We start from the raw sequence: 25072 nt of genomic DNA on the forward strand, positions 1-25072 counted from the left end.
GGGGTTTTTTTTAGCGCCCGACAGGACGTCAGATGAAAAAACGCAGCATCGCGATCGTTGGCTACGGCACCGCAGGCCAGACGCTTTCGATCCTTCTTTCACGCGACCATCACAACGTGCACGTCTTTGAGCGGGCACCCACGCCCGGCCCGGTCGGCGCGGGATTCCTGCTGCAACCCAGCGGGCTGGACGTGCTCTGGCAGATGGGTCTGTTGCCGCAGGTGCTGGAGCACGGCGCCAGCGTGCGTCGCCTGTACGGCGACACGCCGTGCGGGCGTGCGGTGATGGACATGCGCTACACGGCGCTGCATCCGCACCTGCACGGCATGGGCATGCAGCGGGGGGCGCTGTTCTCGTTGCTGGCGCAGGCGTGGAACGAGCCGGGCAACCTGCAGGCCGACACCCCGATCGTCGAGGTCGATACCGACACCGGCCGCGTCCGCGATGCACGCGGCACCTGGCACGGTCCGTACGACCTGGTGATCGCGGCCGATGGCGCGGCGTCGTCGCTGCGTGCGCAGGTGCAGGGCACGCGACTGGACCGGGAGTACCCGTGGGGCGCGTTGTGGTGCCTGCTGCCCGGTAGGGACTGGCCGCATCCTGACGAGCTGCGCCAGCGCTACGTCGCTGCGCGCAAGATGATCGGGCTGCTGCCGGTCGGCACCCGTCCCGGCGATGCGCAGCCACGGCTCAGTTTCTTCTGGAGCCTGCCGCGAACGCAGTTCGCGCAATGGGAGCGCGACGGCATGGAACGTTGGCTCGATGAGATTGCAGCGCTGTGGCCGGAAGCCCACCAGCGCCTGCAGGGCGTCAGCGAGTGCGCGCAACTGGCCCGCGCGGGTTACCGCGACGCGGTGATGACGCGCTGGCACCGCGGGCGGCTGGTGCTGGCAGGCGATTCGGCGCATGCGATGAGCCCGCAGCTGGGGCAGGGGGTGAACATGGCGCTGATGGACGCGCTGGCGCTGCGCGATGCGTTGCGCGCGCATGCCAACGCTGATGCGGCGCTGCAGGCCTACCAGGCCCAGCGAAGCGCACACGTGGCCATCTATCAGTTCTGGAGCCGCTGGCTGACGCCGCTGTTCCAGTCCGAGCGCGATCGGCTGGCACAGGCGCGCGATGTGCTGTTCAAGCCGATGGGCGCGCTTCCCGGTGGTCGCGGCCACATGCTGCGCGTGCTCAGCGGGACCCAGCGCGGCTGGTGGGGAAAACTCGGACTGTCGCCGGGTTTCGTCGAGGCCATGGCGGCGCGTTGACGATCATGTGTGCGCGGGCAGCGCGATCGCCGCGTCCTCCACGCAGGCCACCAGCTGCTCGCCAGCCTGCATCACCGGCGCGATGCCGGCGGTGAATCGCGAATAGGCGGGCAATACCGTCAGGCGATCGCGCAGCCAGAATGCGGGCCAGCGGCGCTGCATGCCCGGCAGTCGAACGAGCGGATGCAGGTGGCCGCACAGCACGTGCAGGGTGGGGTGCGGCTGCGGGTCATGGCGTAGCAGGAACGGGCCCTCCTGCACGCGTTCGCCCAGCAGCGTGATGCCCAGGTCGGCCTTGGGCAGCACGCGGTCGTGGTTGCCGGCCAACGCGCCGATCTCCAGCGCGGCATGCTGTTCGCGCCAGCCCTGCCATTGCCGGTACCACGCCGCGCGATGCGCCGCCCCGTGCAGTACGTCGCCCAGGATCCACAACGTGCGCACCGGTCGCTGCTCGACCAGTCGCGTCAACCGCGCAAGGTCATCACCGGTACCGCCCACCGGCAGCCCGATGCCGGCGCGCCGGAACAGGTCGGCCTTGCCCAGGTGCAGGTCGGCGATCAGCAGCGCCTCGCGCGCCGGCCAGTACAGCGCACGGTCGCCGAGCAGGTGCATCTGCTCGTCGGCAAGGGTCAGCACGCACTTATTCGGCATGGCGTTTCTCCAGCTGGCCGACCGCGCGCAGCACGCGCGTCTTCCAGTCTTCGTTGCTGAGCTGGCCGCGCAGGCGCTCGGCCCACAGCGGGAACGAGAGCGGCCCCAGCGTGGCCGGCTGCTGCACGCACAGCGTACGCGCCTGGCAGCGCTGCAGCGTGGTGGCCAGGCTGGACAGGTCGAGCTGGCCGTGCAGCACTTCGCGTTCGGCCAGGCCCAGCAGGATGTGATCGGGGTCATGCTGGCGCAGCACGTCGTAGAGCAGTCCGGCCGAGGCCTGCAACTGGCGCAGGCTGCGCGGCGTGCGTCCCGGCAGCGCCGGAATCAGCAGCCCGGACACGCGTGCGATGTCGCGGAACTGGCGGCGTGCCAGCTCGCCCAGGTTGAGGCTGTCGCGCAGGTCTTCGAACAGGCCGTCGGGCTGCAGCAACGCGGCGATGCGCCCCGCGTCGACCTCGACCGCGCGCGCTGGCGCCAGGACGAAACCGTAATCGTTGGCCGCATAGCCGAAGGTGTTGGCCTGCAGCCGGGTCCAGCGCAGCGCCATCAACGCGGCAATGCCTTCGTTGACCTGGCGTCCGGCGAACGGATACACGAACACGAACTGTCCTTCGCGCCGCCGCACGCTTTCCACCAGCAGCAACGAAGGACCGGGCAACGCCGACACGCGTGCCTGCAGGCGCAACAGCGGTTCCAGCCAGCGCATTTCCGGGCTGTCGGCGGCGCTGCCCAGCACCGCCTCCATTTCCTGGCCGAGCGCGTCGGACAACGGCAGGCGGCCGCCCTGCCAGCGCGGCACCACGCCGTCGCCACCGCGCGCCAGTTTCACGTACGCGGTCAGGTTCTCCAGCCGCACCAGCTCCAGCAGGCGGCCGGCGAACTGGAAGCGGTCGCCCGGGCGCAGCCGTCCGACGAACTGTTCTTCCACCGTGCCCAGCCGGCCGCCACGCAGGAACTGCACCACGGCGCTGCCGTCGCTGGTGATGGTGCCGATCGACAGCCGGTGGCGCAGCGCCACGCGACGGTCGTGCACGCGGTAGAGGCCGTCGTCGTCGCGCACGACCTTGTGGAAGTCCGGATACTGCGCCAGCGCGTGGCCACCCTGCACGATGAAGTCGAGCACGCCCTGCCAGTGCGCGGCGTCGAGCGATGCGAAGGCGTGCGTGCGACGCACCTGCGCGAGCAGTGCATCCGCTTCAAAGCCACCGCCGAGCGCACAGCTCACGCAATGCTGGGCCAGCACATCCAGCGACAGCTGCAGCGGCCGCCGCGCTTCGATCACCCCATCGGCCAGCGCGCGTCGCGCCGCCGCGTACTCGACCAGCTCCAGCGCATGCGAAGGCACGCAGACGATATGACCCGATTCGCCCGGTCGATGCCGGGCGCGTCCGGCGCGCTGCACCAGCCGCGCGATGCCCTTCGGGCTGCCGATCTGCAGCACCTGGTCCACCGCCGGGAAATCCACGCCCAAGTCCAGGCTGGAGGTGGCCACCACGCAGCGCAGTGCGCCGTCACGCAGGCCCTGTTCGACGATGCGGCGTTGCGCCGGGTCCAGCGAGCCGTGGTGCAGCGCAAGCGTGGCCGGGTCTTCCGGCCACACTGCGGCCAGCGCCTGGTGCCACAGTTCGGCCTGCGCGCGGGTGTTGGTGAACACCAGGCTGGTGCGCACCGCGAACAGTTTCTGCTGCACGCGCTGCAGTTGCGACAGGCCCAGGTGCCCGGCCCAGGGGAAGCGTTCGCCCTGTGCCGGCAACAACGTCTCCACCGCCACCGGGCGCGGTCGCGCGCCGGACACCAGCGGTGCATCGGGCAGATCGGGCAGCAGGACCTGGCGCGCTTCGTCCAGGTTGCCCAGCGTTGCCGACAGTCCCCACACCTGCAACGCCGGCAGCGCATCGCGCAGCCGGCGCAGGTTCAACTGCAGCAGCACGCCACGCTTGTTGCCCAGCAGTTCATGCCATTCGTCCACCACCACGCAGCGCAGCTGGCGCAGCCTGTCCATCGTGTCCGGGTAACTCAGCAGCAGTGCCAGCGACTCGGGCGTGGTCACCAGCACATCCACCCGGCCTTCGCGGGCCAGCCGTTTGTCGCGCGCGCTGGCGTCGCCGGTGCGCAGTCCGACCTGCCAATCCAGCCCCAATCCTTCAATCGGTTCGCGCAGGGCGCGTGCGGTGTCGCTGGCCAGCGCGCGCAGTGGGGTGATCCACAGCACCTGAAGCGCCGGCACGGTCTTGCCGCCGCGTCCGCGTTTCGCGCGTGGTATCGGGTCGGCCAGCGCCTGCAGCAGCGGCCCGCCGAACATCGCCAGCGTCTTGCCGCTGCCGGTAGGCGTATGCAGCAGCCCCGAGTCGCCGGCCAGGTAGTGCCGCCACATCGTCTTCTGGAATGGCAGCGGTGCCCAGCCACGGCTGGCAAACCACGCGGCCATCCGCGCCATCGCCGCGCGTCGGCTCACCGCGCCAGGGCCTGCAGCTGCGCCAGGGTATCTGCTTCACTGGCGGGCTTGTCGTGGCGCCAGCGCAGGATCCGCGGGAAGCGCACCGCAATGCCCGACTTATGCCGGCTGCTGCGGTTGACCGCTTCAAAGCCGAGCTCGAACACCTGCTCGCCGCGCACGCTGCGCACGGGGCCGAAGCGCTCCACGGTATTGGCGCGGATCCAGCGGTCCAGCGCCAGGATCTCCTTGTCGTCCAGGCCCGAGTACGCCTTGGCCACCGGCACCAGCGTTTCGCCGTCCCACACGCCGAAGGTGTAATCGGTGTACAGCGTGCTGCGGCGGCCGTGACCGGCCTGCGCGTAGATCATTACCGCATCGATGGTGAGTGGCTCGATCTTCCACTTCCACCAGTCGCCGCGCCGGCGCCCACTCTGATAGGTGGAACTGCTGCGCTTGAGCATCAGGCCTTCCACCCCGCGTTCGCGCGCCTGGGTGCGCTGGGTTGCCGCGTCGTCCCAGTTGGCCGCATCTACCGTGGGTGAAAGCACCACGCGCGGATCGCCAAGCGCAGCGAGTACCTCCGCCAGCTGCGCGCGACGTTCGACGAGCGGTTGCTCGCGCAGGTCGACGCCCTTCAATTCCAACAGGTCGTACGCAAGCACCCGCACCGGCGTATCGGCCAGGGTTTTTGGCCCGGGCTTGCGGCGCTGGATGCGGGTCTGCAGCGCGGTGAAGGGCATCGGCTGCGTTTCGCCGTCGCGCCAGGCCAGCAGCTCGCCATCGATCACGGTGCCGTCGGGCAGCGCCATGGCCGCGGCTTCGATTTCCGGAAAGCGTCCGTCCAGGCGTTCTTCGCCACGCGACCACAGCGCGACCTCGCCTTTCCGCCGCAGGAGCTGCAGACGGATGCCGTCCCATTTCCATTCCAACGTCCAGTCGCCAATCGGTCCCAGCCCGGCGACATCGGTTTCAATCGGCGAGGCCAGGTAGAACGGGTAAGGCTGCTGGCGGTCTTCGGGGAGTTCTTCCGCGCTCAGCAGCGTGGCAAGCAGGCCGGGAGATGGCACCCAGTCGCCCAGCATGCGCTGCGCGATGCGCGCGATATCGATGCCCGACAACTCGGCCAGCGCCTGCTGCACCAGCCGTTGCGACACACCCACCCGCAACGCGCCGGTCAGCAGCTTGTTGAAGACCAGCCGTTCGGACGCCGGCAACGTGTTCCAGCCGGCCTCGACCGCCGCGCGCCGCACCGGTTCGGGCTGGTTGGCCACGGCAAGCAGGTGCGTTTCAATCCAGTCGGCCAGCGGACGGTCCGGTGCGCTCTCCACCGGATCGTCGAGCAGCAGGGTCAGGGTTTCGGCGAGGTCGCCCACTTGGTCGTAACTGTCGGCCACCAGCCACGTCGGCAGATCGGCAGCCTCGGCGATCCACGCACGCAGTTCGCCGCTGGCGGCAATCTTCCGCCGCGCACCGCCGACCTTGCCGCCGCTGAGCAGGTACAGCGCCCACGCGGCATCGTGCGCGCGCGCATCGCGGAAATACGCGACCAGCGCCGCGCGCTTGTCCAGCGTTGCGGTGCTGCGATCCAGGCGCTGGTACAGCGCGGCGAAGGCTCTCATTCCTCGCTCCCGAAATCGGTGCGGAACGCTTCGGCGGCAATGCCGCGCTCGCGCAGGAAGGGAATCAGCGCATCGGTGTTGCCGTGGGTGGCGATCACACGCTGCGCGCCGGTCTGTTCGATGGTCTGCAGCAGCGCCGGCCAGTCGGCGTGGTCGGACACCACGAAGCCGCGGTCGTAGTTGCGCCGGCGACGGTTGCCACGCAGCCGCATCCAGCCCGAGGCAAACCCGAGCTGATGCTTGCCGAAGCGACGCAGCCAGGTGGTGCCTGCGGCGGACGGCGGGGCCAGGATCAACTTGCCGGCCGCGTCCGGTTCGCGACCCTGCTCGGCCACGGTATGCGTTTCCAGCATCGGGATGCCGGCCTCGCGGTACACCGCCACACCGTTGGCGATGGCGCCGTGCAGCCACGCCGGCTGGTCGTCCAGCGGCAGCAGTTCGGCCAGCACGCGCTGCGCCTTGCCCAGTGCATAGCAGAGCAGGATCGCCGCTTCGCCACGCTGTTCGCATTCGCGGCGCCACGCCACGATCTCGGCTGCAACCTCGCGCGTGTCCTGCCAGCGGTAGATCGGGAGGGCGAAGGTGGCCTCGGTGATGAACACGTCGCAGGGCACCACCTCGAACGGCGCGCAGGTCGGGTCGGGCTGGCGTTTGTAGTCGCCCGAGGCCACCCACACCTGGCGGCCATCGTCGATGCGCACCTGTGCCGAGCCCAGCACGTGGCCGGCCGAATGCAGCGAGACCTGGACGTCGCCCAGCGTGAACGGTTCACCGTAGTCGTACGCCTGCAGCGGTACGTCGCCCAACCGCCAGCGCAGGATCGGCACGCTGCCGGTGCTGCTGTAGTACTGCCCCATACCGCTGCGTGCATGGTCGCCGTGGCCATGGGTGATCACCGCACGCGGCACCGGGCGCCATGGGTCGATGTGGAAATCGCCGGCCGGGCAATACAGCCCCTCCGGACGCAGCACCACCAGGTCGTTGGATGCAGCACGTTCGCTCATGCCTGCACTGTGCCGCCGCGCTCGTGCAGGAGGTGAGAATCCGGCTGAACGGCGGCCCGCGCGCGGATGCGGCAGAATCAGGGCTTCTGCCAGGAGGCCCGCACCATGATGTCCGCTCTGCCTGCATTTGAAACCCACGAGGTCACCAACCAGCCACCGCCGTTCGGCGGGCGCAACCTGTGGGCCGACGATGTGGCACTGGCTGACGCCGTGCAGCGCGAAGGCGGCGCCGCATTCATTGGTGCACTGCAGGCGTACGGTGGCATCGCGGGCGATACGCTGTACCGGCTCGGCTTCGACGCCAATCGGGATCGGCCACGGCTGCGCACGCACGACGCGCAGGGCCACCGCATCGATACGGTGGAGTTCCACCCGGCCTACCACCAGCTGATGGACCTGGCCAAACGCCACGGCGTGGCCGGGCTGTCGTGGCAGGACAGACGAAGCGGCGCGCACGTGGCGCGTGCAGCGCTCAGTTTCCTGCATCACCAGGCCGAAGCGGGTACCAGCTGCCCGCTGACCATGACCCATGCGGCGGTGGCCGTGCTGCGCCAGGATCCACTGCTGGCCGACTGGGCCGAGAAGGCTGCCGCGCCGGTGTACGACCCACGCGATGTGCCGATGGCCGACAAGGCCGGCATTACCCTCGGCATGGGCATGACCGAAAAGCAGGGCGGTTCGGACGTGCGCAGCAACACCACCCGTGCCGAGCTGCGCGAAGACGGCAGCTATGCGCTGGTCGGGCACAAGTGGTTCTTCTCCGCGCCGATGTCCGATGCATTCCTGGTGCTGGCACAGGCGCCGGCCGGGCTGACCTGTTTCCTGATGCCGCGGCGGCTGGCCAACGGCAACCGCAATGCGTTCCGCGTGATGCGCCTGAAGGACAAGCTGGGTGACTGGTCCAACGCGTCCAGCGAGGTGGAACTGTGCGGCGCCTGGGCGCGCCGCGTCGGCGAGGAGGGCAGGGGCGTGGCCACCATCATCGGCATGGTGATGATGACCCGGCTGGACTGCATGCTCGGCGCGGCAGCCGAAATGCGCATGGCGCTGGCCCAGGCGCTGCACCACACCCGCCATCGCAGCGCGTTCGGTCGACGGCTGAGCGAACAGCCGTTGATGGCCAACGTGCTGGCCGACCTGGCGATCGAATCCGAAGCCGCCACGGCCTTTGCGATGCGTGTGGCGCGCGCGGTCGACCAGGCGCCGCACGATGCACACGAAGCCGCCTTTGCGCGGATTGCCACGGCGTTAGGCAAGTACTGGGTGTGCAAGCGCGCGGCGGTGTTCGTCAACGAAGCGCAGGAGTGCCTGGGTGGGGCTGGCTACGTGGAAGAGTCGATGCTGCCGCGCCTGTACCGGCAGGCGCCGTTGAACTCGATCTGGGAAGGCAGCGGCAACATCCAGTGCCTGGATGTGCTGCGCGCACTGGCGCGCGAACCGCAGGCGCTGCCGGTGCTGGAGGCGGAACTGGAAACCGTGTCCGGGATCGATGCGAGCTACGACGCGGCGGTGCAGGCGCTGCGTGCGGTGTTGTCGGCAACACCTTCAGAAGCCCAGGCGCGGGTAGTGAGCGAGCGCCTGGCGTTGTTGCTGCAGGCAGCGGTGTTGCTGCGTGCGCAGAGTCCGGTGGCTGAGGCGTTCGTACGTTCGCGGCTGGCCGGCGAACATGGCATGGCGTTTGGTACGTTGCCGGAAGGCATCGACCTTCAGGCGGTGATGGCGCGGGCGCTGCCCTGACCCGGTGACCGTAGAGCCGGGCTCCGCCCGGCTCTACGCAACACATCAATGCTTCGCTTCGTCCGCGTTCTGGCGGGCGTCGTCGGCCACGTCACGTGCCTTGTCGGCCACTTTCTCAGCCGCGTTGGCGGTAGCGTCGCTGGCATGCGCGGCGGCGTCGCGCGCAGCCACCTTGGCATCGGCCGCCGCCGCAGCGGTCGCATCCGCCGCACGGTCCAGCGCCGGCTGCACATCGGCGGCAGCGCGTTCGGACGCAGCAGCGGCTTCGTCGGCGGCATTGCGGGTGGAGGCGGCCGCCTGGTCCACGGCAGCGCGCGCAGCCTCGCCGGTGCTGTCTGCAGCCTGCGCGGCATCGGCGCGCGCCTGCTCGGCTTCCGGGCCCTTGCAGGCGACCAGCGCCAGCAGCAGCGAAGCGGCCATCAGCGGGGTGGTGATCGAACGAATCTTCATGGCGCTCTCCGTCACGTGTAAGGGAGGCCGATCCTATTCACCGGCCCGTGAAGGCGCGGTGCGTGCCGGAAGGCACCCAAAGAAAAAGCCGCTGGCGAACCAGCGGCTTCTTCAGACTTGCTTGAAGAAAGAAGTTATTACTTCTTGGCTTCTTCAGCAGCGTCCTTGGCCTGCTCGGCGGTGGCTTCACCGGCCTTGGCAGCGTCGGCAGCAGCGTCGGCGGTCGCGTCGGTGGCAGCGCCAGCAGCCTGGGCAGCGGCATCAGCCGAAGCGTCAGCAGCGGTGGTGGCGGTGTCGGCAGCAGCCTGGGCAGCGTCGGCGGTCTGGGCGCCAGCAGCAGCGGCCTGGTCGGCAGCGACCTGGGCGTCGGCAGCGGCTTCGTTGGCCGAAGCGGCGGCGTCAGCAGCCTGTTCCTGCTTCGAGCAGGCGGTCAGAGCCAGGCCCAGGGCCATTGCGATCAGCAGCTTGTTGATGCTCATTAGTGTGAATCCTCGTCGTTAGATTAGGCAACGCGCTATTGCGCGCCCGGCAACATGATGACAAGCCACGTTGGGCTGTCAAGCGATCCCGCATTCATTTTTGCGAAACGGGTGTTAATTCCAATCAAATCAATTCGATGGCGATGGCCGTTGCCTCACCGCCGCCGATGCACAGTGTAGCAATTCCGCGCTTTGCATCACGCTTGCGCAAGGCGTTGACCAGGGTGACCACCAGCCGCGCACCCGAAGCACCGATCGGGTGGCCCAATGCGCAGGCACCGCCATGCACGTTGACCTTTTCATGCGGGATGCCCAGTTCGCGGATCGGGGCCATGGCGACAACCGCGAACGCTTCGTTGATCTCGAACAGGTCGACCTGGTCCAGGCTCCAGCCGGCTTTTTCCAGCACTTTGTGGATCGCGCCGATCGGTGCCGTGGTGAACCATTCCGGTTCCTGCGAGTGGGTGGCATGGGCGACGATCCGGGCCAGCGGCTGCAGACCACGCGCGGTCGCGTCGTCTTCAGCCAGCAGGACCACGGCGGCGGCGCCGTCGGAGATGCTCGAGGAGCTGGCGGCGGTGACCGTGCCGTCCTTCTTGAACGCCGGGCGCAGGGTCGGGATCTTGGCGATGTCCGAGCGGCCCGGCTGCTCATCCTGGGCGTACTCGACCTCGCCCTTGCGACCGGCGACCTTCACCGCGACGATCTCGTCGTCGAACGCACCGGCCGCCTGCGCAGCCTGGGCCCGGCGCACCGATTCGATGGCGTAGGCGTCCTGCTCCTCGCGGGTCACCTGGTACTTGTCCACCGCGCACTCGGCGAATTCGCCCATGGCCTTGCCGTCGTAGGCGTTGACCAGGCCGTCGTGGGCCATGTGGTCGACCGCCTGGAAGTTGCCGAAGCGGTTGCCGGTGCGCGAGTTCGGCAGCAGGTGCGGCGCATTGGACATCGACTCCATGCCGCCGGCGACCACGATGCTGGCGGTGCCGGCCTTGATCAGGTCATGGCCCAGCATGATCGCCTTCATGCCCGAGCCGCACACCTTGTTGAGGGTGGTGGCGCCGGTGGAATAGGGGATGCCGGCGGCGACCGCAGCTTGGCGGGCCGGGGCCTGGCCGAGGTTGGCCGGCAGCACGCAGCCCATGATCACTTCGGAAACGTCCGCTGCCGGCACGCCGGACTGGGCCAGGGCGGCCGCGATGGCGGTGGCGCCCAGGGTCGGGGTGGGCACGCCGTTGAACTGGCCGAGGAAGGAGCCGATGGCGGTCCGCTTGGCCGCGGCGATGACAATATTGGACATGGCAATCTCGTTTGTTGCGTGAGCGATTTACGAAATGGGAACCCATGCCATGGATTACGGCGCGGTTTCCCGTCAGACTGCGTGGGGGGACCCAGTATAGGGGGTCAAGCTTTACCACCGGTGTCGGCCGGCCAGGCAGGACGCTGTACGTGGTTTTCAATTACGTTTCGGGGGAGCAGGGATGAAGCAGGCAGTCTTTAGCAGGAACGTGCTGGCCGGTGCGCTGGCCGTAGGGTTGACCGCGTGTGGCGGCGGCGGTGGCGGAAATACCCGGGGCGACATGCCGCCGGCGCCGGTCGTGCCGCCCGTCGCGCCGCCGGTCGTTCCGCCGGTCACGCCGCCGGTGGTTCCGACCCAGCCGGCGATCAACAGCCACCTTGCGCTGACCAACGCGCTGGATCGCCAGGACCTGACCGGCCAGGGCGTGCGCATCGGCATCGTCGACTCGGGCGTCAACCGCGCCCATCCGACGCTGGCCGGCCGGGTCGTGGCCAGCCACACCTACGTGGATCCGGCCACCAACAACCTCCGGGTCGACGACGTGGTCGGGCACGGCACCACGGTGGCCGAGCTGGCCGCCGGCGCCGCGTTCGGCGACTGGCCGGGCGGCATCGCCCCCGGTGCGCAGATCGTCTCGGCGCGGATCATCGCCGACAAGGCGCCGGTCGACGACGGTACCGGCAACGGCAACCAGGTCAACGGCGCGCTCGGCCTGGCGGCGGTCCACCAGGACCTGATCGCCGACGGCGTGAAGATCATGAACAACTCCTGGGGTGGCCTGTACTGGACCAACCCGGCGGCCACCGCGCCGATTGCCGCGGAATATCGTCCGTTCATCACCACCAACGGCGGACTGGTGGTGTTTGCGACCGGCAACGAGAGCAAGCCCAACCCGTCCAGCATGGCCGCGCTGCCCAGCCAGGCCGGTCCGAACGACACGCGTCCGGCCGCCGACCTGGAGAAGGGCTGGCTGGCCGTGACCGCGGTCAACTTCGCCAAGCCGGACACGCTGTCCAGCTACGCCAATGCGTGCGGCGTGGCGGCCAACTACTGCCTGGCCGCGCCGGGCGAGTCGGTGTTCGTAGACCCCGCCAGTACCGGTGGGACGCCTGTCTACAAGTGGGGCGGCGGTACCTCGTATGCTGCGCCGCTGGTGTCCGGTGCGGCTGCGCTGGTCTGGCAGAAGTACCCGTATTTCAGCAATGACCTGGTCCGCCAGACCCTGCTGGGCACGGCAACCGATCTCGGCGCGCCAGGCGTGGATGAGGTGTTCGGACATGGCCTGCTGAACGTCGGCAAGGCGATCAACGGCCCGGCCCGCTTCGATTGGGGCACGGTGGCCGTAACGGTGCCCGGCTCGTCGAACTTCAGCACGTGGAGCAACGACATCAGTGGCGCCGGCGGGCTGGAGAAATCCGGCGCGGGCACCCTGGTCCTGGGTGGCAAGAATTCCTACACCGGCGGGACCAAGGTAGTCTCCGGTGCACTGTCGCTGCGCGATGGCGCGTCGCTGGGGTCGGACGTCCAGGTCGCGGCTGCCGGTGGACTGCAGTTCCGCGCCGGTACGACCGGGATCACTGGCAACGTCGTCAACAACGGCACGCTCTACATGTTCGAGGCCGGCGTCACCGCGGTCATCTCGGGCAATTACACCCATGAGGCCGGGGCTGTTTTCTCGACCGCACTGGGCGCGACCTCGCTCAAGGTCACCGGGACGGCGCAGTTGAACGGCGGTACGGTGCTCATCGACCGCGCGGTTGAAGGCTACGTTCCGCAGGACGGCTCGCGGCAGGCCCTGATTGTGGCCGCGCAGGGAGTCAACGGCCAGTTCGCCAATTACAGCGCCGTCGACAACGTGACGCTGCTGGATGCAACGTTCTCGTACGACAAGTACACCGCGTATCTGGATATTGCCCGGGTCAACGTGGCCACGGCCGCGGCTACTGCCGGGCTCGGCACCATTTCTGCTGCCTCGGCCCTGCGCGTGGAGCAGGCGTTCGGCGTGCTCGACACCGGCACGCTTCCCGGCACGTCCGGCTTTGCCGGCGCGGCGGGCGAGCTGCAGCGGGTGCAGGGCAATGCCGGCCTGCAGGCCAGCCTGGACAGCCTGTCCGGCAAGGCGCACACCCTTGCCACCAGCATGACCTTCGACAACCTGGACATGAACCGCCGCGCGTTGTCGTCGCGCTTCGACACCGTGTCGGCCTCACCGCGCCTGCGCGGCGCCTGGCAGAGCACGCTGGGTGAAGCCGGGCAGGGCAGCTTTGCCGGCAGCGGGTTCCAGACCCAGGGCTGGATGATGGGCCAGGACATGGCGCTGGGCAGCAACGGCGTGCTCGGCTTCGCGTTCGGCGAAACCCGCAGCAACAGCAGCCGCGAGTGGGGCGGCGACAGCGGTCGCGACCGCCAGTCGCAGGCGCAGATGTATGCCGGCTGGAGTAACGGCAATGCGTACACGCTGGGCCAGCTCGGTGCCGGCCAGTTCACCCGCGAGATCGACCGCCAGCTGCTGCTCGGCGCTGCCCAGTACGGGGTGAATACCCGCTACAGCGGTGACTTCAGCACGGCCAGCGCGGAATCGGGCTACCGCTTCGGTGACAGGACGATGTCGCTGACCTCGTACGTCGGCGCCGACTATGCGCGCGTGGGCAGCAACGGCTTCAGCGAAGACGGGGGCTTCGGTTTCGGTCTGCGTGCCGACAGCCGCACCTCCAGCCGCAGCCAGGCGCTGGCCGGCCTGCGGGCCGAGACGCTGCTGGGGGGCTGGTCGCTGCGCGGCTATGCCGAGTGGCAGCACACCCTGTCCAGCCAAGGCCTGGGCTTCGACGCCAGCTTCGTCGGCGTGGACGCATGGGCACCGGTGGCCGGCCTGCAGCCGGCGCGTTCCGGCGGCCTGTTTGGGGTGTCGGTGCAGTCGTGGCTGACCCGCACCTCGCAGCTGTCGTTCGGTTACGACCAGCGCTTCGGTCCGCGCGGCGATCTGAGCCAGGTGGCGCTGCGTTATTCGGCAGCGTTCTGATGAAATGAAGACGCCGGGGCATGCCCCGGCGTCTCGATCCACGATGCGCGTCAACCGCCGCGCAATTTCCCAAGACGCGGCGTTGCCCGTCCCAGCGGCATCTTCAATTTTCCAATCGAATGGATGCGCTGTTCGGCGATCTTGTCAGCCGCACGCTGCGGCGCGATGCCTTCCTGCTGCGACAGCGCGAAGATCCGGCCCAGGTTGTGATAGATGCTGCGGATCAGGCGCATCGCGCGTTCGCGGTTGTAGCCGTCGATCTCCAGCGAGACATTCATCACGCCACCGGCGTTGACCGCGTAATCGGGCGCATACAGGATGCCGCGCGCGTGCAGCTCGTCGCCAACCTCTAGGCTGGACAGCTGGTTGTTGGCGGTACCGCAGACAATCTTGCACTTCAGCCGCGGCAGGGTCTGAGGGTTGATCGCGCCTTCCAGTGCGCACGGCGCGAACACGTCGGCATTCACGTCGTAGATGTCGTCCGGCTTCACCGCTTCGGCACCGTATTCGGTGACCGCGCGCTCGACCAGGCTGCTGTCCAGGTCGGTGACGAAGAGCTTGGCGCCACGGTCGCGCAGCAGCTTCACCAGTTCCATGCCAATGTGGCCCAGGCCCTGCACCGCGATGCTGACCTTGCCGACTTCTTCATGGCCCAGCTTGTGCTGCATGGCCGCCATCAGCGCCTGCAGCGCGCCATAGGCGGTGAACGGTGCCGGGTCGCCCGAGCCGCCATGCACCTGGTGCACGCCGGTAACGAACTCGCTTTCCAGGTAGATGTTTTCCATGTCGTTGACGTCGGTACCGACGTCCTCGGCGGTGATGTAACGCCCGCCCAGCGAATCCACGTAGCGTCCGAACGCGCGGAACAGCACTTCGGTCTTGTCCCTGCGCGGATCGCCGATGATCACCGCCTTGCCGCCGCCCACGTTCAAGCCGGCCAACGCGTTCTTGTAGGTCATGGTGCGGCTGAGCCGCAGTGCATCGGCCAACGCCTCGTCGGTGCTGGCATACGGCCGCATGCGCACCCCGCCCAGGGCCGGGCCCAGGGTGGTGTTGTGGATGGCGATGATCGCCCTCAGGCCGGCATCGCCGCTGTGGCAGAACACCACCTGTTCGTGACCGGACGTTTCGAGGGTTTCAAATAACATGGCGACTCCGATGGTGCGAACGTCGGCCAACAGCGGCGAACGAACCAGCAAAAGGTGGGGTGCAAAACAAAAAAAGCGACGTCGTCGGTTCGGCAGGACGGGTCGCGCGGCGCCATTCTAGTGCATTCCGCCCGACGACGTTGTCAGCGGGCGGTGACCGCCGTGGGACAACCCTAAAGTTGACGGGTTCCGGGCCGATGCCGTGGCAACGGTGCGCGGTACCGGCAAGCCAGGACAGGTCAGACGTGGGTGCAGTGGCAACAATCCAGAAAAAGAGCCCCGCCCCGACGGGTCCGGGCCGATGACCGCGCTTCTGGTCGGGGCGGCGGGCTTGCTGGTGGCCGCGGGCGTGGGCTGGGGTCTGTATCGACGCCCGGCAGAGGCGCCCGTGGCACGGCGCGCGGCTGCCGCCGATCCACACCTGCCAGTGGCCGCTGTGCCCACCGCAGGCGACCCGGCAGGGACCTTGCAGGCCGGGCTGCATGCGCTGGCCCTGGGGCCCGGCAGCGGCGGGGTGGATCGCGCAGCGGGGGCCCAGGACGCCGCGCTGCAGGCGGCCGTGGCGGCGGCGCTGGAGGCGCAGGACTGGTCGGCCCGGCACCTGCCGCGCCGTCCGCAGCTGTTGCCGCAGCTGATCCAGACCGTGAATGACAGCGACGCCTCGGCCCGCAGCATGGCTTCGATCATCGGCCAGGACGCGGTGCTGACCGGCAACCTGCTGCGCATTGCCAACAGTCCGGTCTATCGGCTGCAGGCCAAGCCGGTGGACAGCCTGCAGCGCGCGGTGACCCTGGTGGGCACCGACGGCATCCGCCAGATCATCAGTGCGGTGCTGGTGCAGCCGGTCATGCAGCTGCACAGCGACGCCTTCCCGCAGTTCGGCACGGTGGTCTGGGAACACGCGTTGCTTGCCTCGCGCGCGGCGGCCGACCATGCACGCCTGGTGACCCACGAAGACGGGTTTGCCGCGCAGTGGATGGGCCTGACCCAGGGCCTGGGCGCGGCATTGGTGATGCGGCAGCTGCTGGACGCCGCCTGGCAGCATGGCGCGGTGCCCTCGCAGGCGCTGGCCAGCACGTTGCTGGACACCTGGAGCCTGCCGGTCGCCAGCCGGATTGCTGCGGCCTGGGAGCTGCCGCCGTCGGTGCATGAAGCCCTGCTGCGCGACGGCGAGGCCCGTGGCGGTGGGTTGGCGGCCAGCCTGCGCTTCGCGCGCGCGGCGGCGTCGGCCAGCTTGTTGTGCCGGCACGGCCGGATCAGCCAGGCCCAGGCCTCCGCGCTGCTGGAGCAGCTGGAGGGTACCCCGACGCACGCGTTGCAATGGATCTGGCGCCGGCTGCATGGGCGCGGGGTAGAGACGTTGGATGGGGATGAGGTGGGAGACGCGTAGCGACACGCCGCGCGTGTCCCACGGAACCCCTCACAACTGCGATTCCAGCGGCAACCAGCTGATCACCCGTGCCACGGCCCGTTGTTTGAACGACGTATCCGGTTCCCGGTCCAACAACGTCGGCGGCGTTTCCGCCCAATCCAACCACCGCACCTCATTGTCCGGCGTGCGCGTCACCCAATAACTCATCTTCGGGCTGGCCAGGCGTAGGTATTCCTGCCGCAGCTCCGCTGCCAATGCGCGGTCCTCGAACATCACGCCCATCTCGGTGTTGAGATACGCCGAACGCGGGTCAAGATTGAATGAACCGACAAAGCCGCGCTTGTCATCGATCAGGAACGCCTTGGTATGCAGGCTCGCGCCGCTGCTGCCGAACGGGCCGCTGCCACCGCCGCCCGGACCGCGCGACTTCAGTTCGTACAGGTGCACGCCGTCCTGCAGCAGCGGCAGGCGATAGTGCATGTAGCCGCTGTGCACTGCCGCCACGTCGTTGGCCGCCAGCGAGTTGGTGACCACGCCAACGTACGCACCGCGCTCCACCAGCGCCGCCAGCCCGCGCTCGCCTTCGTCGCCGGGCACGAAGTACGGCGAGATCAGCAGCGCCTTGTCGCGCGTCGCGCCAAGGTCGCGCACCAGCCGGGTCACCAGCCAGTTGGCCTGGTCGTCGCGGCGATGCTTCATTGCCGGGTCGGAAATGATCTCCACATTCGGCGACCAGTGCAGCTTGACCTCGTTGAGCCCAAACCTGCGCGCTGACTCCGAACGCTCCACCCGCTGCAGGTAGGGCTGTGCCGCGTCGAGCTTGGCCTCGTGCGCCGATTCCAGCATCAACAGGCGCAGCTGGGCCGGGGTATGGAAGGCGAGGGCCGCCACCGGCACCGCCGCTTCGCTGTTCCAGTACGCGTCGAAAATGGTGTTGGCCTGCTGCACCGCCTTGCCCGCCACCAGCAGGTCCAGGTCCCGGAAGTTCACGTCGCTGCGCGCGCTGAAGTACTCCTCGCCGATGTTGCGTCCCCCCACGATCGCCACGCGCCCATCGGCAATCCACTGCTTGTTGTGCATGCGGTGGTTGACGCTGAAGAAGCGCTGCACCATCTCCACCAGCCGCCACAGCCCGTCGCGGTTGCGGAACGGGTTGTACAGGCGGATCTCGATGTTGGGGTGCTCATCGAGCGCCATCATCAGCGCGTCCTTGTCCTGCGCGTTCATGTCGTCCAGCAGCAGGCGCACGCGCACGCCGCGCTCGGCGGCCTGGTACAGCTCCTGCGCCATCAGGTGGCCGATCAGGTCGTCCTTCCACATGTAGTACTGCAGGTCCAGGCTGCGCGCCGCGTGGCGGGTGACCACCGCGCGCGCGGCATAGGCATCCAGCCCTTCGGACAGGAACGCCACGCCCGACTGGCCCGGGTGTTGGGCCTGCAGGCGCACCACTTCGCGGTCGATCGGGCCCTGGGCCGGCTGCAGGGGCAGCACCGTGCTGTGTGGCCCCATCGCCTTGGGCGTGAGGTGGTCGCCCAGCAGCAGGCCGCTGAGCACCAGCAGGATCAGGATCGCCAGCACCACGCACACGCCGCGCAGCAACCGGCGCCACAACGGCATCTTTTCGGTCATGCGCCGATCCTAAGCGGGGCGCGCGTGCACTGCGAGTGCACGGCACCGGGCGGGATCAGAAGCGCTCGTCGGGGGCCAGGTAGCGCCACTGGCCCGGCGCCAGCTTGCCCAGGGCGACCCGGCCCACGCGCAGGCGGCGCACGCTGACCGCCTCCAGCCCAACCTGGCCGCACATGTCGCGCAGCTGGCCCGGGTGCACCGGCTTGATCGCAAAGCGCAGGCGGGTTTCGTTCTGCCAGCTGACCTTGCACGGCGGCAGCGGCCAGTTGCGGAAGCTCAGGCCATGGGCCAGCCGGCGCATGCCGTAGGGGGCCAGCTCGCCGGTTACTTCCACCAGGTATTCCTGTTCCAGCGTCGCGCCGCGGTCCCTCAGGTAGGACACCACGCGCCCGTCCTGGCTGACCACGACCAGGCCGCTGTCTTCGGCCGGCAGCGGCATCGCCAGCTGCAGGCCGTGGAAATGCCGCTGCAGCAGGGCCACGCCGGTGGCGTCCAGTTCGCTGCGGCTGTCCGGGGTGACCATCGCGCACAGGTCGGCCGCCGGCATGCCGGCCGGCTTGTGCAGCAGCATGGTCACGGTTTCGGCGCGGGTCGCCTCCGCGTTGTCGCGCAGCACCACCACTTCGTCGGTGACCATCGCCTGCGGCTGTTCGACCACGGTGCCATTGACCGTGACCCAGCCGCCCTCGATGTAGCGCTGGGCGTCGCCCCGGGAGCAGCCGATCAGGCTGGTCAGGCGTTTGTCGAGTCGGATCGGGTCGGTCATGGGGCAGGCAGCAGGAAGCGGGGTGGGGGCGGGCAGTGTACTGGCTCGGGCCGTTCGCCGCGTTCAGGCGCCGGGCCGCTCCAGGTGGGTCAGGTACAGCCGCAGGTCGAATTCCAACTGGTGGTAGTCCGCCTCCATGTGCGTGCACAGCTGGTAGAAGGCCTTGTTGTGGTCCGCTTCCTTCAGATGCGCCAGTTCATGCACCACGATCATCTTCAGGAACGGGGCCGGGGCCTCGCGGAACACGCTGGCGATGCGGATCTCGCGGCTGGCCTTGAGCCGGCTGCCCTGCACCCGTGAAATGGTGGTGTGGGTGCCCAGCGCGTGCTTGAGTACCTGCAGGCGGCTGTCGTAGATCACCTTGGACAGCGGCGCCGACTGGCGCAGGTAGCGCTCCTTGAGGGCCTGGGTATAGTCGTACAGCTGGCGGTCGTTGCGCACCGTATGCAGCTCGGCATAACGGCGCTCCAGCCACGGCCCCAGGCGGTCGGCCGCGATCAGCGCGCGCACCTGCTGCTGCAGGGCGTCGGGGTAGCCGGCGAGGTATTTCAGGGCGGTCATGCAGGGCAGTATGATGGCCCCTGGATTCCCGCAACAACAGACGTACAGGCAATGGCGAAGGCAAATCCCCTGCAGGAACAGCTGCTCAAGGCCGGGCTGGTCAAGAAGTCCCAGGTCTCCCAGGCCGCGCGTGAACAGGTGAAGGCCCGCCACGGCAAGGCCCCGGTCGCCCCGACCGACAGCCAGCGCGAGGCCGACCGGCTGCGCGCCGAAAAAGCCGAGCGCGACCGCGCGATCGAAGCCGAACGCAAGGAAAAGAGCCGCCAGCACGAGCTGCAGGCGCAGGTCCGGCAGATCATCGAAAGCAACCGGGTCAAGCGTGACGGCGAAAGCGAATACCGCTTCAATGATGGCAGCCTGATCCGCACGATGCTGGTCAACGAGCTGCTGCGCCGGCAGCTGGCGGCGGGCAGCCTGGTGATCGTGCGTCTCGGCGAGGGGTTCGAGCTGGTACCGCGCGCTGCAGCCGACAAGATCCGCGAACGCGACGCATCAGCCATCGTGCTCGACAACGGCAAGGTCCGCGGCAATGCCGAGCCCAGCACGGGCAATGCGGAAGACGACGCCTACTACGCGCAGTTCCAGGTGCCAGACGACCTGATCTGGTAATCAGCCATCGCCCTGGATGCCACCCGGGGCCTGCGATGGATCGCGCCAGCGGCGCACGGTGCGCTGGAAGAACATGTTGTTGGGAATCTGAAGCACGGTGCCTTCGTGGCCGCCCGCGTTTTCCTGCAGCGTGGTGTAGATCAGGTTGACGTCGATCACCCGGCCCTTGAGGCCTGGTTTTTCGCCGTTCTCCAGCACTTCGATGTAATCGTGCAGGCGGAACGGGCGGGTGGTGAAGATCAGCAGCGTGCAGAAGATGTTGGAGAGCACGCTCCATGCGGCGAAGAAGGCCACCGCGCCGACCGCGGCAAAGCCGGTGAACGCCGTCCACAGCACGCTGGCCTGCACCCCGATGATCTGCAGCACCACCATCAGTACCGCGAAATACACCACGAAGGTGAACACGCGGCGCGCGCCCATCACCATCTCCGGCGGCAGTGTGTAGTGCTCGCCAAGTCGGCGCAGCAGGCGCCGCGCAATGAGGCGAACGAGCCACGCGACCAGCAGGGTCAGCAGGATCTGCAGTGCGGGCGCGCCGTATTGCAGCCACTCATGGGTCCAGGCAGGCAGGTGTTCTTTCATGCCCGCCAGTTTACCAACCCCGACACGCACAACGGCGCCCGCTGCTCGTACTGCACGCACAGGTCGGCACGCGGCGGTGGCGACACGCGCACCGTCACCGGGCTGCCGGGCAGGGTACAGGCGGTGGCAAGCGACAACAGCAGGGCAAGACACGTGGGCGACATGCGGACCTCCTGGGGCGATCCTTCGCGGGAACAGGAGATTGGATGCAGCCGCGGGCGAAAAGGTTTAACCGGCCGGGCTTAAACCTTTTCGATGGCGGCCGCATCCAAGGGATATGCTCGATACGACCATGCCCGCCCTCCGCGCCGCCAACGACGCCGACCCCACCGACGAGTCCGCCCTGGTGCGGGCCGCCGTGGCCGGCGACACGGCCGCTTACGAGCGCATTTACCACCGGCATGCGCCGCGCCTGTATGCGGTGCTGTGGCGGCTGTGCGGTGGCCAGGCCGCTCGTGCCGAGGATGCACTGCAGGAAGCCTTCCTGCAGGCCTGGCGCGCACTGCCGGGCTTCCGTTTCGACAGCAGCCTGGCCACCTGGCTGCACCGGTTGGGGGTCAACGCCGCGCTGATGGAGCTGCGTGCCAATGCGGCGCGCGATGCGGCCGACAGCGGCGAAGACGACGGCGAAATGCTGGCCGCAGTGCCCTCGATCGACCGCTGCGCGGGCACCACGCTGGACCTGGAGCGCGCGCTGGAAACGCTGCCGCCGCGCGCCCGGGCGGTGCTGGTGCTGCACGATATCGAAGGCTGGAAACACCATGAAATCGCCGAACAGCTGCAGATGGCGGTCGGCAGTTCCAAGGCACAGTTGCACCGTGCGCGCGGCCTGCTGCGCGCGCGCCTGGGAGAACCCGCATGAACGATCACGACGACAACGCTTCCCATGACGACCTGCAGGCGCGCCTGCGCGCGCTGCCGGCCGAACGATTGCCGCCTGCCCACGCCTGGCAGCGCATCGCCGCGCGGTTGCCGCCCCGCACGGCCGTGGTGCCCATGCCTGCGCCCACGCGTCCGGCGTGGCGCTGGCCGCTGCGCATCGGCCTTGGCCTGGCCGCTGCGCTGGCGGTGCTGATGGTGGTGCCGACCGCGCCGCCGCCGACCCCGCGCCCCACGCCGCTGCAGCGCCAGGCCGATGTCCTGGCCGCCGAGTACCAGCAGGCCATGGCGGCCCTGCCGGCGGATCGGATTGGCGCGGACTGGCAGCCGGCGCTGCACGAACTCGATTCCAGCGCGGGCACCATCCGCGCCGCCCTTGCCGAGAACCCGCGCTCCGGGTTCCTGCTGACCCAGCTGCAGCGTACCTACGCGCTGCGCCTTGAACTGACCCAGCAGGCCGTCAACGCCGCTGGCCTGCCATCCTGAAGGAGAGACCCATGCCCCTGTCCAAGCGTTACCTTGTTGCCCTCGCGCTGCTGCTGCCGCTGGCCGCGCAGGCCGCCACCCGCGTCGACGAACGCCACCCGCTGGCCGCCGGTGGGCGGGTCGAACTCAGCAACATCGCCGGCAAGGTCACTGTGCGTGGCTGGGACCGCAATGAAGTGGCCCTCAGCGGCAGCCTGGCCGACGGCCTGCGCCTGCAGCAGGACAAGAGCGCCAACCGGGTACGGTGGGAGGTGATCTACCCGCGCAACGGCAACAGCGGCGGCGCCACCCTGGAACTGCGGGTGCCGCGTTCGGTGGAAGTGCAGCTGGGCACGGTCAGTGCGGACATCGACGTGGCCGAGGTGGACCTGCGTCGGCTGCAGGCAAACGCGGTCAGCGGCGATGTCGCCGCCAGCGGGCGCAGCGGCGAAACCAACCTGGCCTCGGTGAGTGGCAGCATCCGCTCGCAGGTGCAGACCCCGCGGCTTGAACTGCGCGCGGTGAGCGGCTCCATCCAGGCCGGTGGCGGCGCAGGCGACGTGTCGGTAGGCACCGTGTCGGGCAACATCACGCTGGATGCGGCGAAGGTGCAGCGACTGGCGGCCGAAGCGGTGTCGGGCAGCCTGAAGGTCGGCGCAGCCGGGCTCGCGCCGGGCGGCAAGGTGACCCTGGAGACGGTGAGCGGTTCGATCAGCCTGAGCCTGCCGGCGCAGGTGTCGGCGCGTCTGGCGGTGAAGACCTTCAGCGGTGACATCAGCTCACCGGTGGGTCAGGTGGAGAAGCCACGTTATGGCCCGGGGCGCAGCCTGGACACGCGCCTGGGAGGTGGCGACGGTGATATTTCGATCAATGCCCACTCGGGCAGCGTGAAGGTCACGCTCGGCGGCCGCTGAGTGCGGCCCCCGCACCGGCCCAGGGCCGGTGCGGACGGCTGCGGCATCAGCCGGCCTTTTTCAGCGCCAGGGTATTGCCCAGTACTTCGATCTTGCCACCGCTCTTGCGGAACGCGGCCAGGTCGGCGGCGATGCTGGCGCTGCTCATTGCGGTGTTGGAACCCTGCTTGCGGTCAACGCGAACGGTGTTGCCTGCCTTGGGGGAGGTCTTTGGCGAACGGGCCATGGATGCTCCTGTCATGGGTACTACGTGGGAAAAAACGTCGACGCCTCGTGCTGCTGTCGACGGTAGTCCTGCCGCACGGTGCGGCAGTCATCGCCGCCCATCGAAAACTGGCGGCAGATCGCGGGGCGCTGCGAATAGATCGTGCAGCGCAGGTGATAGGGGTCGATCGCAGCGCACCAACCTTCGTCGTTGCGTGCCATCACGGTACGGCCGGCTTCATCGGTATCCAGCAGATAGGCCGGCACCGCGTCGTCGGGCATCACCGTTACCGACAACCGACAGCACACCGCGTCGCAGCGGCGGCAGTCGATGGTGTCCGGCTCGGCGCATGCGCCCAATCCAGTTTCTCCTGGCGAAAGACGATCCCGACGCCACGGACAGGTCCATGGCACCAACATCGGCGGGGATGATGGCCTCTACGAGGCTGGAGACGACATGCGCATTGCGCATCGAAGCCGAAAGATGATAGCGCTTTCGGCGTAACGTTTTGTTAATGCGGCGGTTCCACGGCTGGAAACCCTTGCCGCGCAAGGGCTTCAGACGTTGCCTGCCGCCGCCCAGGCCAGCCCGTGGACCACGCCGAACGAGGGATTGCCCCGCACCAGGGTCGACCCCGGGAAGGCCGCGGCCACTGCCTGCTGCAGGTAGCCGGCGCGCGACATGCCGCCGGTGAGGAAGACCGCGGCCGGGTCGTGGCCGATGTCCGCCCGGACCTGTTCCAGCAGGCCGGTGAGCTCGCCCAGGTACTGCCCGGCGGCCCCTTCCAGGCGCGCGCGCTCCACCGCCACGCCGAGGTCGCGCTCGATGAAGTCCAGCGCACTGGCGTGCTGCGCGTCGCTGCTGAGCGCGATCTTGCAGCGCTCCACTTCGCGGTACAGGCGCGCGGTGTTGCCGGTGTCCTGCAGCGCCTGCAGGCGCTTGCCCCACGGCGCGTCCACGTCGCGGTAGGCGTGCTGGCGGAAATCGCGCTGGCGGGTCATGTCCTGCACCATCGCCGCTTCCACATAGTGGTGCGCCGGCACGCGGCTGCTGCCACGGCCGAACAGCGGCATGTACGCGCCCAGGCTCAGCGCCAGGTCGATATCGGTACCGCCGCGCGCGATACCCCATGCACGGTGGATCTTCGGCGCCTGCGTGCCGCCCACGCGGGCATGCGCCACGTCGGTGGTACCACCGCCGATATCCACCACCACCGTGTCGTGTTCCTGCGCGCTCTCGGCGTGGTAGTGCATGGCCGCTGCGGCCGGCTCTTCCAGGAAATCCACGCTGTCGAAACCGGCGGCGATCGCCGCGGTATGCAGGATCTCCAGCGCCTGGTCATTGCCCGCCGCGCCGATCGAACTGCGGAACTGCACCGGGCGGCCGAGGGTGGCGGTGCGCACCGCGGTGTCCAGCTGCCGCGACGCGGTCAGCCGGATGTGTTCGAGGATGTGGGTGGCGATGCCGGTGATGGTCTGGCGCGCGCGCGGGTGCAGGTTGTAGCCCAGCATCGACTTCGGGCTCTGCACCAGGTTGCCTTCGTTCTCCTCGAAGTAGGCTTCCAGCGCTTCGTCGCCGTACACCGCGTTCTGCAGCAGCTTGGTCGAGGTCAGCGGCGCCCGCATCTGTTCCTCCATCCACTGCCGGCGCACCACGCGCAGCGCTTCGCGGCGCAACGCGTCCGGTGCGCGTTCCTGCCCGGCCGCGCGTGCATCGCGCGCGGCCGCGTCGATCAACCGCGCCAGCTCATGCTCCAGCGCCGGGGTCAGTGCGAAGTCGTTGGGGTCGCGCATTACCTCGGGGAAGTACACCGTGGTGCGGAACTGTTCGGCCTCGCCGAAGCGGATCGGCACGACCCGGCCTTCGACCACGGCGGCGGCGGCGGAATTGCTGGTACCAAAGTCGATGCCGATTTTCATGCGGGCCGGGCCGAAGGGTCAGGGGGCGCGCACTGTGCGGCAAGCGGACCGCCGGTGCAAGGCCCGTCCGG

At 68.7% G+C, this 25072-nt stretch carries 24 protein-coding genes; 8 read left to right on the plus strand and 16 right to left on the minus strand.

Annotated elements, in window-relative coordinates:
* Positions 1-32: 32 nt before the first annotated feature.
* Positions 33-1256 (plus strand): NAD(P)/FAD-dependent oxidoreductase, encoded by a 1224-nt coding sequence (locus C2U58_RS02530; RefSeq protein ID WP_102944404.1) that lies wholly within the window; start codon positions 33-35, stop codon positions 1254-1256.
* Positions 1257-1259: 3 nt separating this feature from the next.
* Here C2U58_RS02530 and pdeM read toward each other — a convergent pair whose 3' ends face one another.
* The 4 genes from pdeM to C2U58_RS02550 are packed head-to-tail and all read right to left on the minus strand — an operon-like array spanning position 1260 to position 6967.
* Positions 1260-1907 carry a ligase-associated DNA damage response endonuclease PdeM gene (gene pdeM / locus C2U58_RS02535; RefSeq protein ID WP_102944405.1) on the minus strand — a complete coding sequence of 216 codons (648 nt, stop codon included), beginning with the start codon at positions 1905-1907 and terminating at the stop codon, positions 1260-1262.
* Positions 1897-4344 carry a ligase-associated DNA damage response DEXH box helicase gene (locus C2U58_RS02540; protein WP_102944406.1) on the minus strand — a complete coding sequence of 816 codons (2448 nt, stop codon included), beginning with the start codon at positions 4342-4344 and terminating at the stop codon, positions 1897-1899. Before C2U58_RS02540 ends, pdeM begins: the two co-directional genes overlap by 11 nt.
* Positions 4345-4358: 14 nt before the next feature.
* The gene (locus C2U58_RS02545; RefSeq protein ID WP_102944407.1) at positions 4359-5963 is read right to left on the minus strand and encodes an ATP-dependent DNA ligase; all 1605 of its coding nucleotides are present in this window, start codon (positions 5961-5963) and stop codon (positions 4359-4361) included.
* Positions 5960-6967 (minus strand): ligase-associated DNA damage response exonuclease, encoded by a 1008-nt coding sequence (locus tag C2U58_RS02550; RefSeq protein ID WP_102944408.1) that lies wholly within the window; start codon positions 6965-6967, stop codon positions 5960-5962. The genes C2U58_RS02545 and C2U58_RS02550 overlap by 4 nt, the downstream gene beginning before the upstream one ends.
* Positions 6968-7072: 105 nt before the next feature.
* On the opposite strand from C2U58_RS02550, the gene C2U58_RS02555 reads away from it, so the two are divergent.
* The gene (locus C2U58_RS02555; protein ID WP_102944987.1) at positions 7073-8704 is read left to right on the plus strand and encodes an acyl-CoA dehydrogenase family protein; all 1632 of its coding nucleotides are present in this window, start codon (positions 7073-7075) and stop codon (positions 8702-8704) included.
* Between the two features lie 45 nt (positions 8705-8749).
* On the opposite strand, the gene C2U58_RS02560 is transcribed toward C2U58_RS02555, so the two are convergent.
* From C2U58_RS02560 to C2U58_RS02570, 3 genes are all read right to left on the minus strand, one after another.
* Complete coding sequence (locus C2U58_RS02560; RefSeq protein ID WP_102944409.1) at positions 8750-9154, minus strand: hypothetical protein; 405 nt, start codon at positions 9152-9154, stop codon at positions 8750-8752.
* A gap of 137 nt (positions 9155-9291) precedes the next feature.
* On the minus strand, positions 9292-9633 hold the full coding sequence (locus C2U58_RS02565; RefSeq protein WP_102944410.1) for a hypothetical protein: 342 nt from the start codon (positions 9631-9633) through the stop codon (positions 9292-9294).
* Positions 9634-9757: 124 nt separating this feature from the next.
* A complete protein-coding gene (locus tag C2U58_RS02570; RefSeq protein WP_102944411.1) occupies positions 9758-10933 on the minus strand; it encodes an acetyl-CoA C-acyltransferase in 1176 nt (391 codons plus the stop codon).
* A gap of 181 nt (positions 10934-11114) precedes the next feature.
* On the opposite strand from C2U58_RS02570, the gene C2U58_RS02575 reads away from it, so the two are divergent.
* Positions 11115-13952, plus strand: a complete 2838-nt coding sequence (locus tag C2U58_RS02575; protein ID WP_102944412.1) for an autotransporter serine protease — start codon at positions 11115-11117, stop codon at positions 13950-13952.
* A gap of 50 nt (positions 13953-14002) precedes the next feature.
* On the opposite strand, the gene C2U58_RS02580 is transcribed toward C2U58_RS02575, so the two are convergent.
* Positions 14003-15100 (minus strand): Glu/Leu/Phe/Val dehydrogenase dimerization domain-containing protein, encoded by a 1098-nt coding sequence (locus C2U58_RS02580; RefSeq protein ID WP_102944988.1) that lies wholly within the window; start codon positions 15098-15100, stop codon positions 14003-14005.
* A 301-nt stretch (positions 15101-15401) separates the two neighbouring features.
* On the opposite strand from C2U58_RS02580, the gene C2U58_RS02585 reads away from it, so the two are divergent.
* The gene (locus C2U58_RS02585) at positions 15402-16490 is read left to right on the plus strand and encodes an HDOD domain-containing protein (RefSeq protein ID WP_102944413.1); all 1089 of its coding nucleotides are present in this window, start codon (positions 15402-15404) and stop codon (positions 16488-16490) included.
* Between the two features lie 30 nt (positions 16491-16520).
* On the opposite strand, the gene C2U58_RS02590 is transcribed toward C2U58_RS02585, so the two are convergent.
* The 3 genes from C2U58_RS02590 to C2U58_RS02600 all read right to left on the minus strand — a co-directional run bounded on the left by C2U58_RS02590 (position 16521) and on the right by C2U58_RS02600 (position 19428).
* Complete coding sequence (locus C2U58_RS02590) at positions 16521-18101, minus strand: phospholipase D family protein (RefSeq protein WP_102944414.1); 1581 nt, start codon at positions 18099-18101, stop codon at positions 16521-16523.
* Between the two features lie 55 nt (positions 18102-18156).
* Positions 18157-18867, minus strand: coding sequence for an rRNA pseudouridine synthase (locus C2U58_RS02595; protein ID WP_102944415.1), 711 nt, complete (start codon positions 18865-18867; stop codon positions 18157-18159).
* 63 nt (positions 18868-18930) lie between these two features.
* On the minus strand, positions 18931-19428 hold the full coding sequence (locus C2U58_RS02600) for a M48 family metallopeptidase (protein WP_102944416.1): 498 nt from the start codon (positions 19426-19428) through the stop codon (positions 18931-18933).
* A 51-nt stretch (positions 19429-19479) separates the two neighbouring features.
* Between C2U58_RS02600 and C2U58_RS02605 the strand changes: the two genes are divergently transcribed.
* Positions 19480-20037, plus strand: coding sequence for a DUF2058 domain-containing protein (locus tag C2U58_RS02605; protein WP_102944417.1), 558 nt, complete (start codon positions 19480-19482; stop codon positions 20035-20037).
* Here C2U58_RS02605 and C2U58_RS02610 read toward each other — a convergent pair whose 3' ends face one another.
* Together C2U58_RS02610 and C2U58_RS20000 are read right to left on the minus strand one after the other, a co-directional pair.
* A complete protein-coding gene (locus C2U58_RS02610) occupies positions 20038-20619 on the minus strand; it encodes a mechanosensitive ion channel family protein (protein WP_102944418.1) in 582 nt (193 codons plus the stop codon). It lies immediately after the preceding gene.
* Complete coding sequence (locus tag C2U58_RS20000) at positions 20616-20783, minus strand: hypothetical protein (RefSeq protein WP_172448060.1); 168 nt, start codon at positions 20781-20783, stop codon at positions 20616-20618. Before C2U58_RS20000 ends, C2U58_RS02610 begins: the two co-directional genes overlap by 4 nt.
* 113 nt (positions 20784-20896) lie before the next feature.
* Here C2U58_RS20000 and C2U58_RS02615 point away from each other — a divergent pair, with 113 nt between their 5' ends.
* Genes C2U58_RS02615 through C2U58_RS02625 form a run of 3 tightly spaced genes read left to right on the plus strand, consistent with a single transcriptional unit; the run spans position 20897 to position 22877 of the window.
* Positions 20897-21481, plus strand: coding sequence for a sigma-70 family RNA polymerase sigma factor (locus C2U58_RS02615; protein WP_102944419.1), 585 nt, complete (start codon positions 20897-20899; stop codon positions 21479-21481).
* Positions 21478-21984, plus strand: a complete 507-nt coding sequence (locus tag C2U58_RS02620; protein WP_102944420.1) for a hypothetical protein — start codon at positions 21478-21480, stop codon at positions 21982-21984. Before C2U58_RS02615 ends, C2U58_RS02620 begins: the two co-directional genes overlap by 4 nt.
* Positions 21985-21995: 11 nt before the next feature.
* Entirely contained in the window at positions 21996-22877 is an 882-nt protein-coding gene (locus tag C2U58_RS02625; protein WP_102944421.1) for a DUF4097 family beta strand repeat-containing protein, read from the plus strand.
* A gap of 46 nt (positions 22878-22923) precedes the next feature.
* Here the strand turns inward: C2U58_RS02625 and C2U58_RS02630 are convergent, their stop codons facing one another.
* The 3 genes from C2U58_RS02630 to C2U58_RS02640 form a co-directional block, all read right to left on the minus strand.
* On the minus strand, positions 22924-23103 hold the full coding sequence (locus tag C2U58_RS02630) for a hypothetical protein (protein ID WP_102944422.1): 180 nt from the start codon (positions 23101-23103) through the stop codon (positions 22924-22926).
* Positions 23104-23123: 20 nt separating this feature from the next.
* On the minus strand, positions 23124-23441 hold the full coding sequence (locus tag C2U58_RS02635) for a YkgJ family cysteine cluster protein (RefSeq protein WP_301182347.1): 318 nt from the start codon (positions 23439-23441) through the stop codon (positions 23124-23126).
* 198 nt (positions 23442-23639) lie between these two features.
* Entirely contained in the window at positions 23640-25001 is a 1362-nt protein-coding gene (locus tag C2U58_RS02640) for an Hsp70 family protein (protein ID WP_102944423.1), read from the minus strand.
* Between the last annotated feature and the right edge of the window lie 71 nt (positions 25002-25072).

It is taken from the genome of Stenotrophomonas sp. VV52 (genome assembly GCF_002893095.1).
In the GTDB taxonomy this organism is placed as follows: Bacteria; Pseudomonadota; Gammaproteobacteria; order Xanthomonadales; family Xanthomonadaceae; genus Stenotrophomonas; species Stenotrophomonas aracearum.

Coding starts and splice junctions, on each gene's coding strand:
- C2U58_RS02530 (WP_102944404.1), top strand. CDS start 33: ATGAAAAAACGCAGCATCGCGATCGTTGGCTACGGCACCGCAGGCCAG.
- pdeM (WP_102944405.1), bottom strand. CDS start 1,907: ATGCCGAATAAGTGCGTGCTGACCCTTGCCGACGAGCAGATGCACCTG.
- C2U58_RS02540 (WP_102944406.1), bottom strand. CDS start 4,344: ATGGCGCGGATGGCCGCGTGGTTTGCCAGCCGTGGCTGGGCACCGCTG.
- C2U58_RS02545 (WP_102944407.1), bottom strand. CDS start 5,963: ATGAGAGCCTTCGCCGCGCTGTACCAGCGCCTGGATCGCAGCACCGCA.
- C2U58_RS02550 (WP_102944408.1), bottom strand. CDS start 6,967: ATGAGCGAACGTGCTGCATCCAACGACCTGGTGGTGCTGCGTCCGGAG.
- C2U58_RS02555 (WP_102944987.1), top strand. CDS start 7,073: ATGATGTCCGCTCTGCCTGCATTTGAAACCCACGAGGTCACCAACCAG.
- C2U58_RS02560 (WP_102944409.1), bottom strand. CDS start 9,154: ATGAAGATTCGTTCGATCACCACCCCGCTGATGGCCGCTTCGCTGCTG.
- C2U58_RS02565 (WP_102944410.1), bottom strand. CDS start 9,633: ATGAGCATCAACAAGCTGCTGATCGCAATGGCCCTGGGCCTGGCTCTG.
- C2U58_RS02570 (WP_102944411.1), bottom strand. CDS start 10,933: ATGTCCAATATTGTCATCGCCGCGGCCAAGCGGACCGCCATCGGCTCC.
- C2U58_RS02575 (WP_102944412.1), top strand. CDS start 11,115: ATGAAGCAGGCAGTCTTTAGCAGGAACGTGCTGGCCGGTGCGCTGGCC.
- C2U58_RS02580 (WP_102944988.1), bottom strand. CDS start 15,100: ATGTTATTTGAAACCCTCGAAACGTCCGGTCACGAACAGGTGGTGTTC.
- C2U58_RS02585 (WP_102944413.1), top strand. CDS start 15,402: ATGACCGCGCTTCTGGTCGGGGCGGCGGGCTTGCTGGTGGCCGCGGGC.
- C2U58_RS02590 (WP_102944414.1), bottom strand. CDS start 18,101: ATGACCGAAAAGATGCCGTTGTGGCGCCGGTTGCTGCGCGGCGTGTGC.
- C2U58_RS02595 (WP_102944415.1), bottom strand. CDS start 18,867: ATGACCGACCCGATCCGACTCGACAAACGCCTGACCAGCCTGATCGGC.
- C2U58_RS02600 (WP_102944416.1), bottom strand. CDS start 19,428: ATGACCGCCCTGAAATACCTCGCCGGCTACCCCGACGCCCTGCAGCAG.
- C2U58_RS02605 (WP_102944417.1), top strand. CDS start 19,480: ATGGCGAAGGCAAATCCCCTGCAGGAACAGCTGCTCAAGGCCGGGCTG.
- C2U58_RS02610 (WP_102944418.1), bottom strand. CDS start 20,619: ATGAAAGAACACCTGCCTGCCTGGACCCATGAGTGGCTGCAATACGGC.
- C2U58_RS20000 (WP_172448060.1), bottom strand. CDS start 20,783: ATGTCGCCCACGTGTCTTGCCCTGCTGTTGTCGCTTGCCACCGCCTGT.
- C2U58_RS02615 (WP_102944419.1), top strand. CDS start 20,897: ATGCTCGATACGACCATGCCCGCCCTCCGCGCCGCCAACGACGCCGAC.
- C2U58_RS02620 (WP_102944420.1), top strand. CDS start 21,478: ATGAACGATCACGACGACAACGCTTCCCATGACGACCTGCAGGCGCGC.
- C2U58_RS02625 (WP_102944421.1), top strand. CDS start 21,996: ATGCCCCTGTCCAAGCGTTACCTTGTTGCCCTCGCGCTGCTGCTGCCG.
- C2U58_RS02630 (WP_102944422.1), bottom strand. CDS start 23,103: ATGGCCCGTTCGCCAAAGACCTCCCCCAAGGCAGGCAACACCGTTCGC.
- C2U58_RS02640 (WP_102944423.1), bottom strand. CDS start 25,001: ATGAAAATCGGCATCGACTTTGGTACCAGCAATTCCGCCGCCGCCGCC.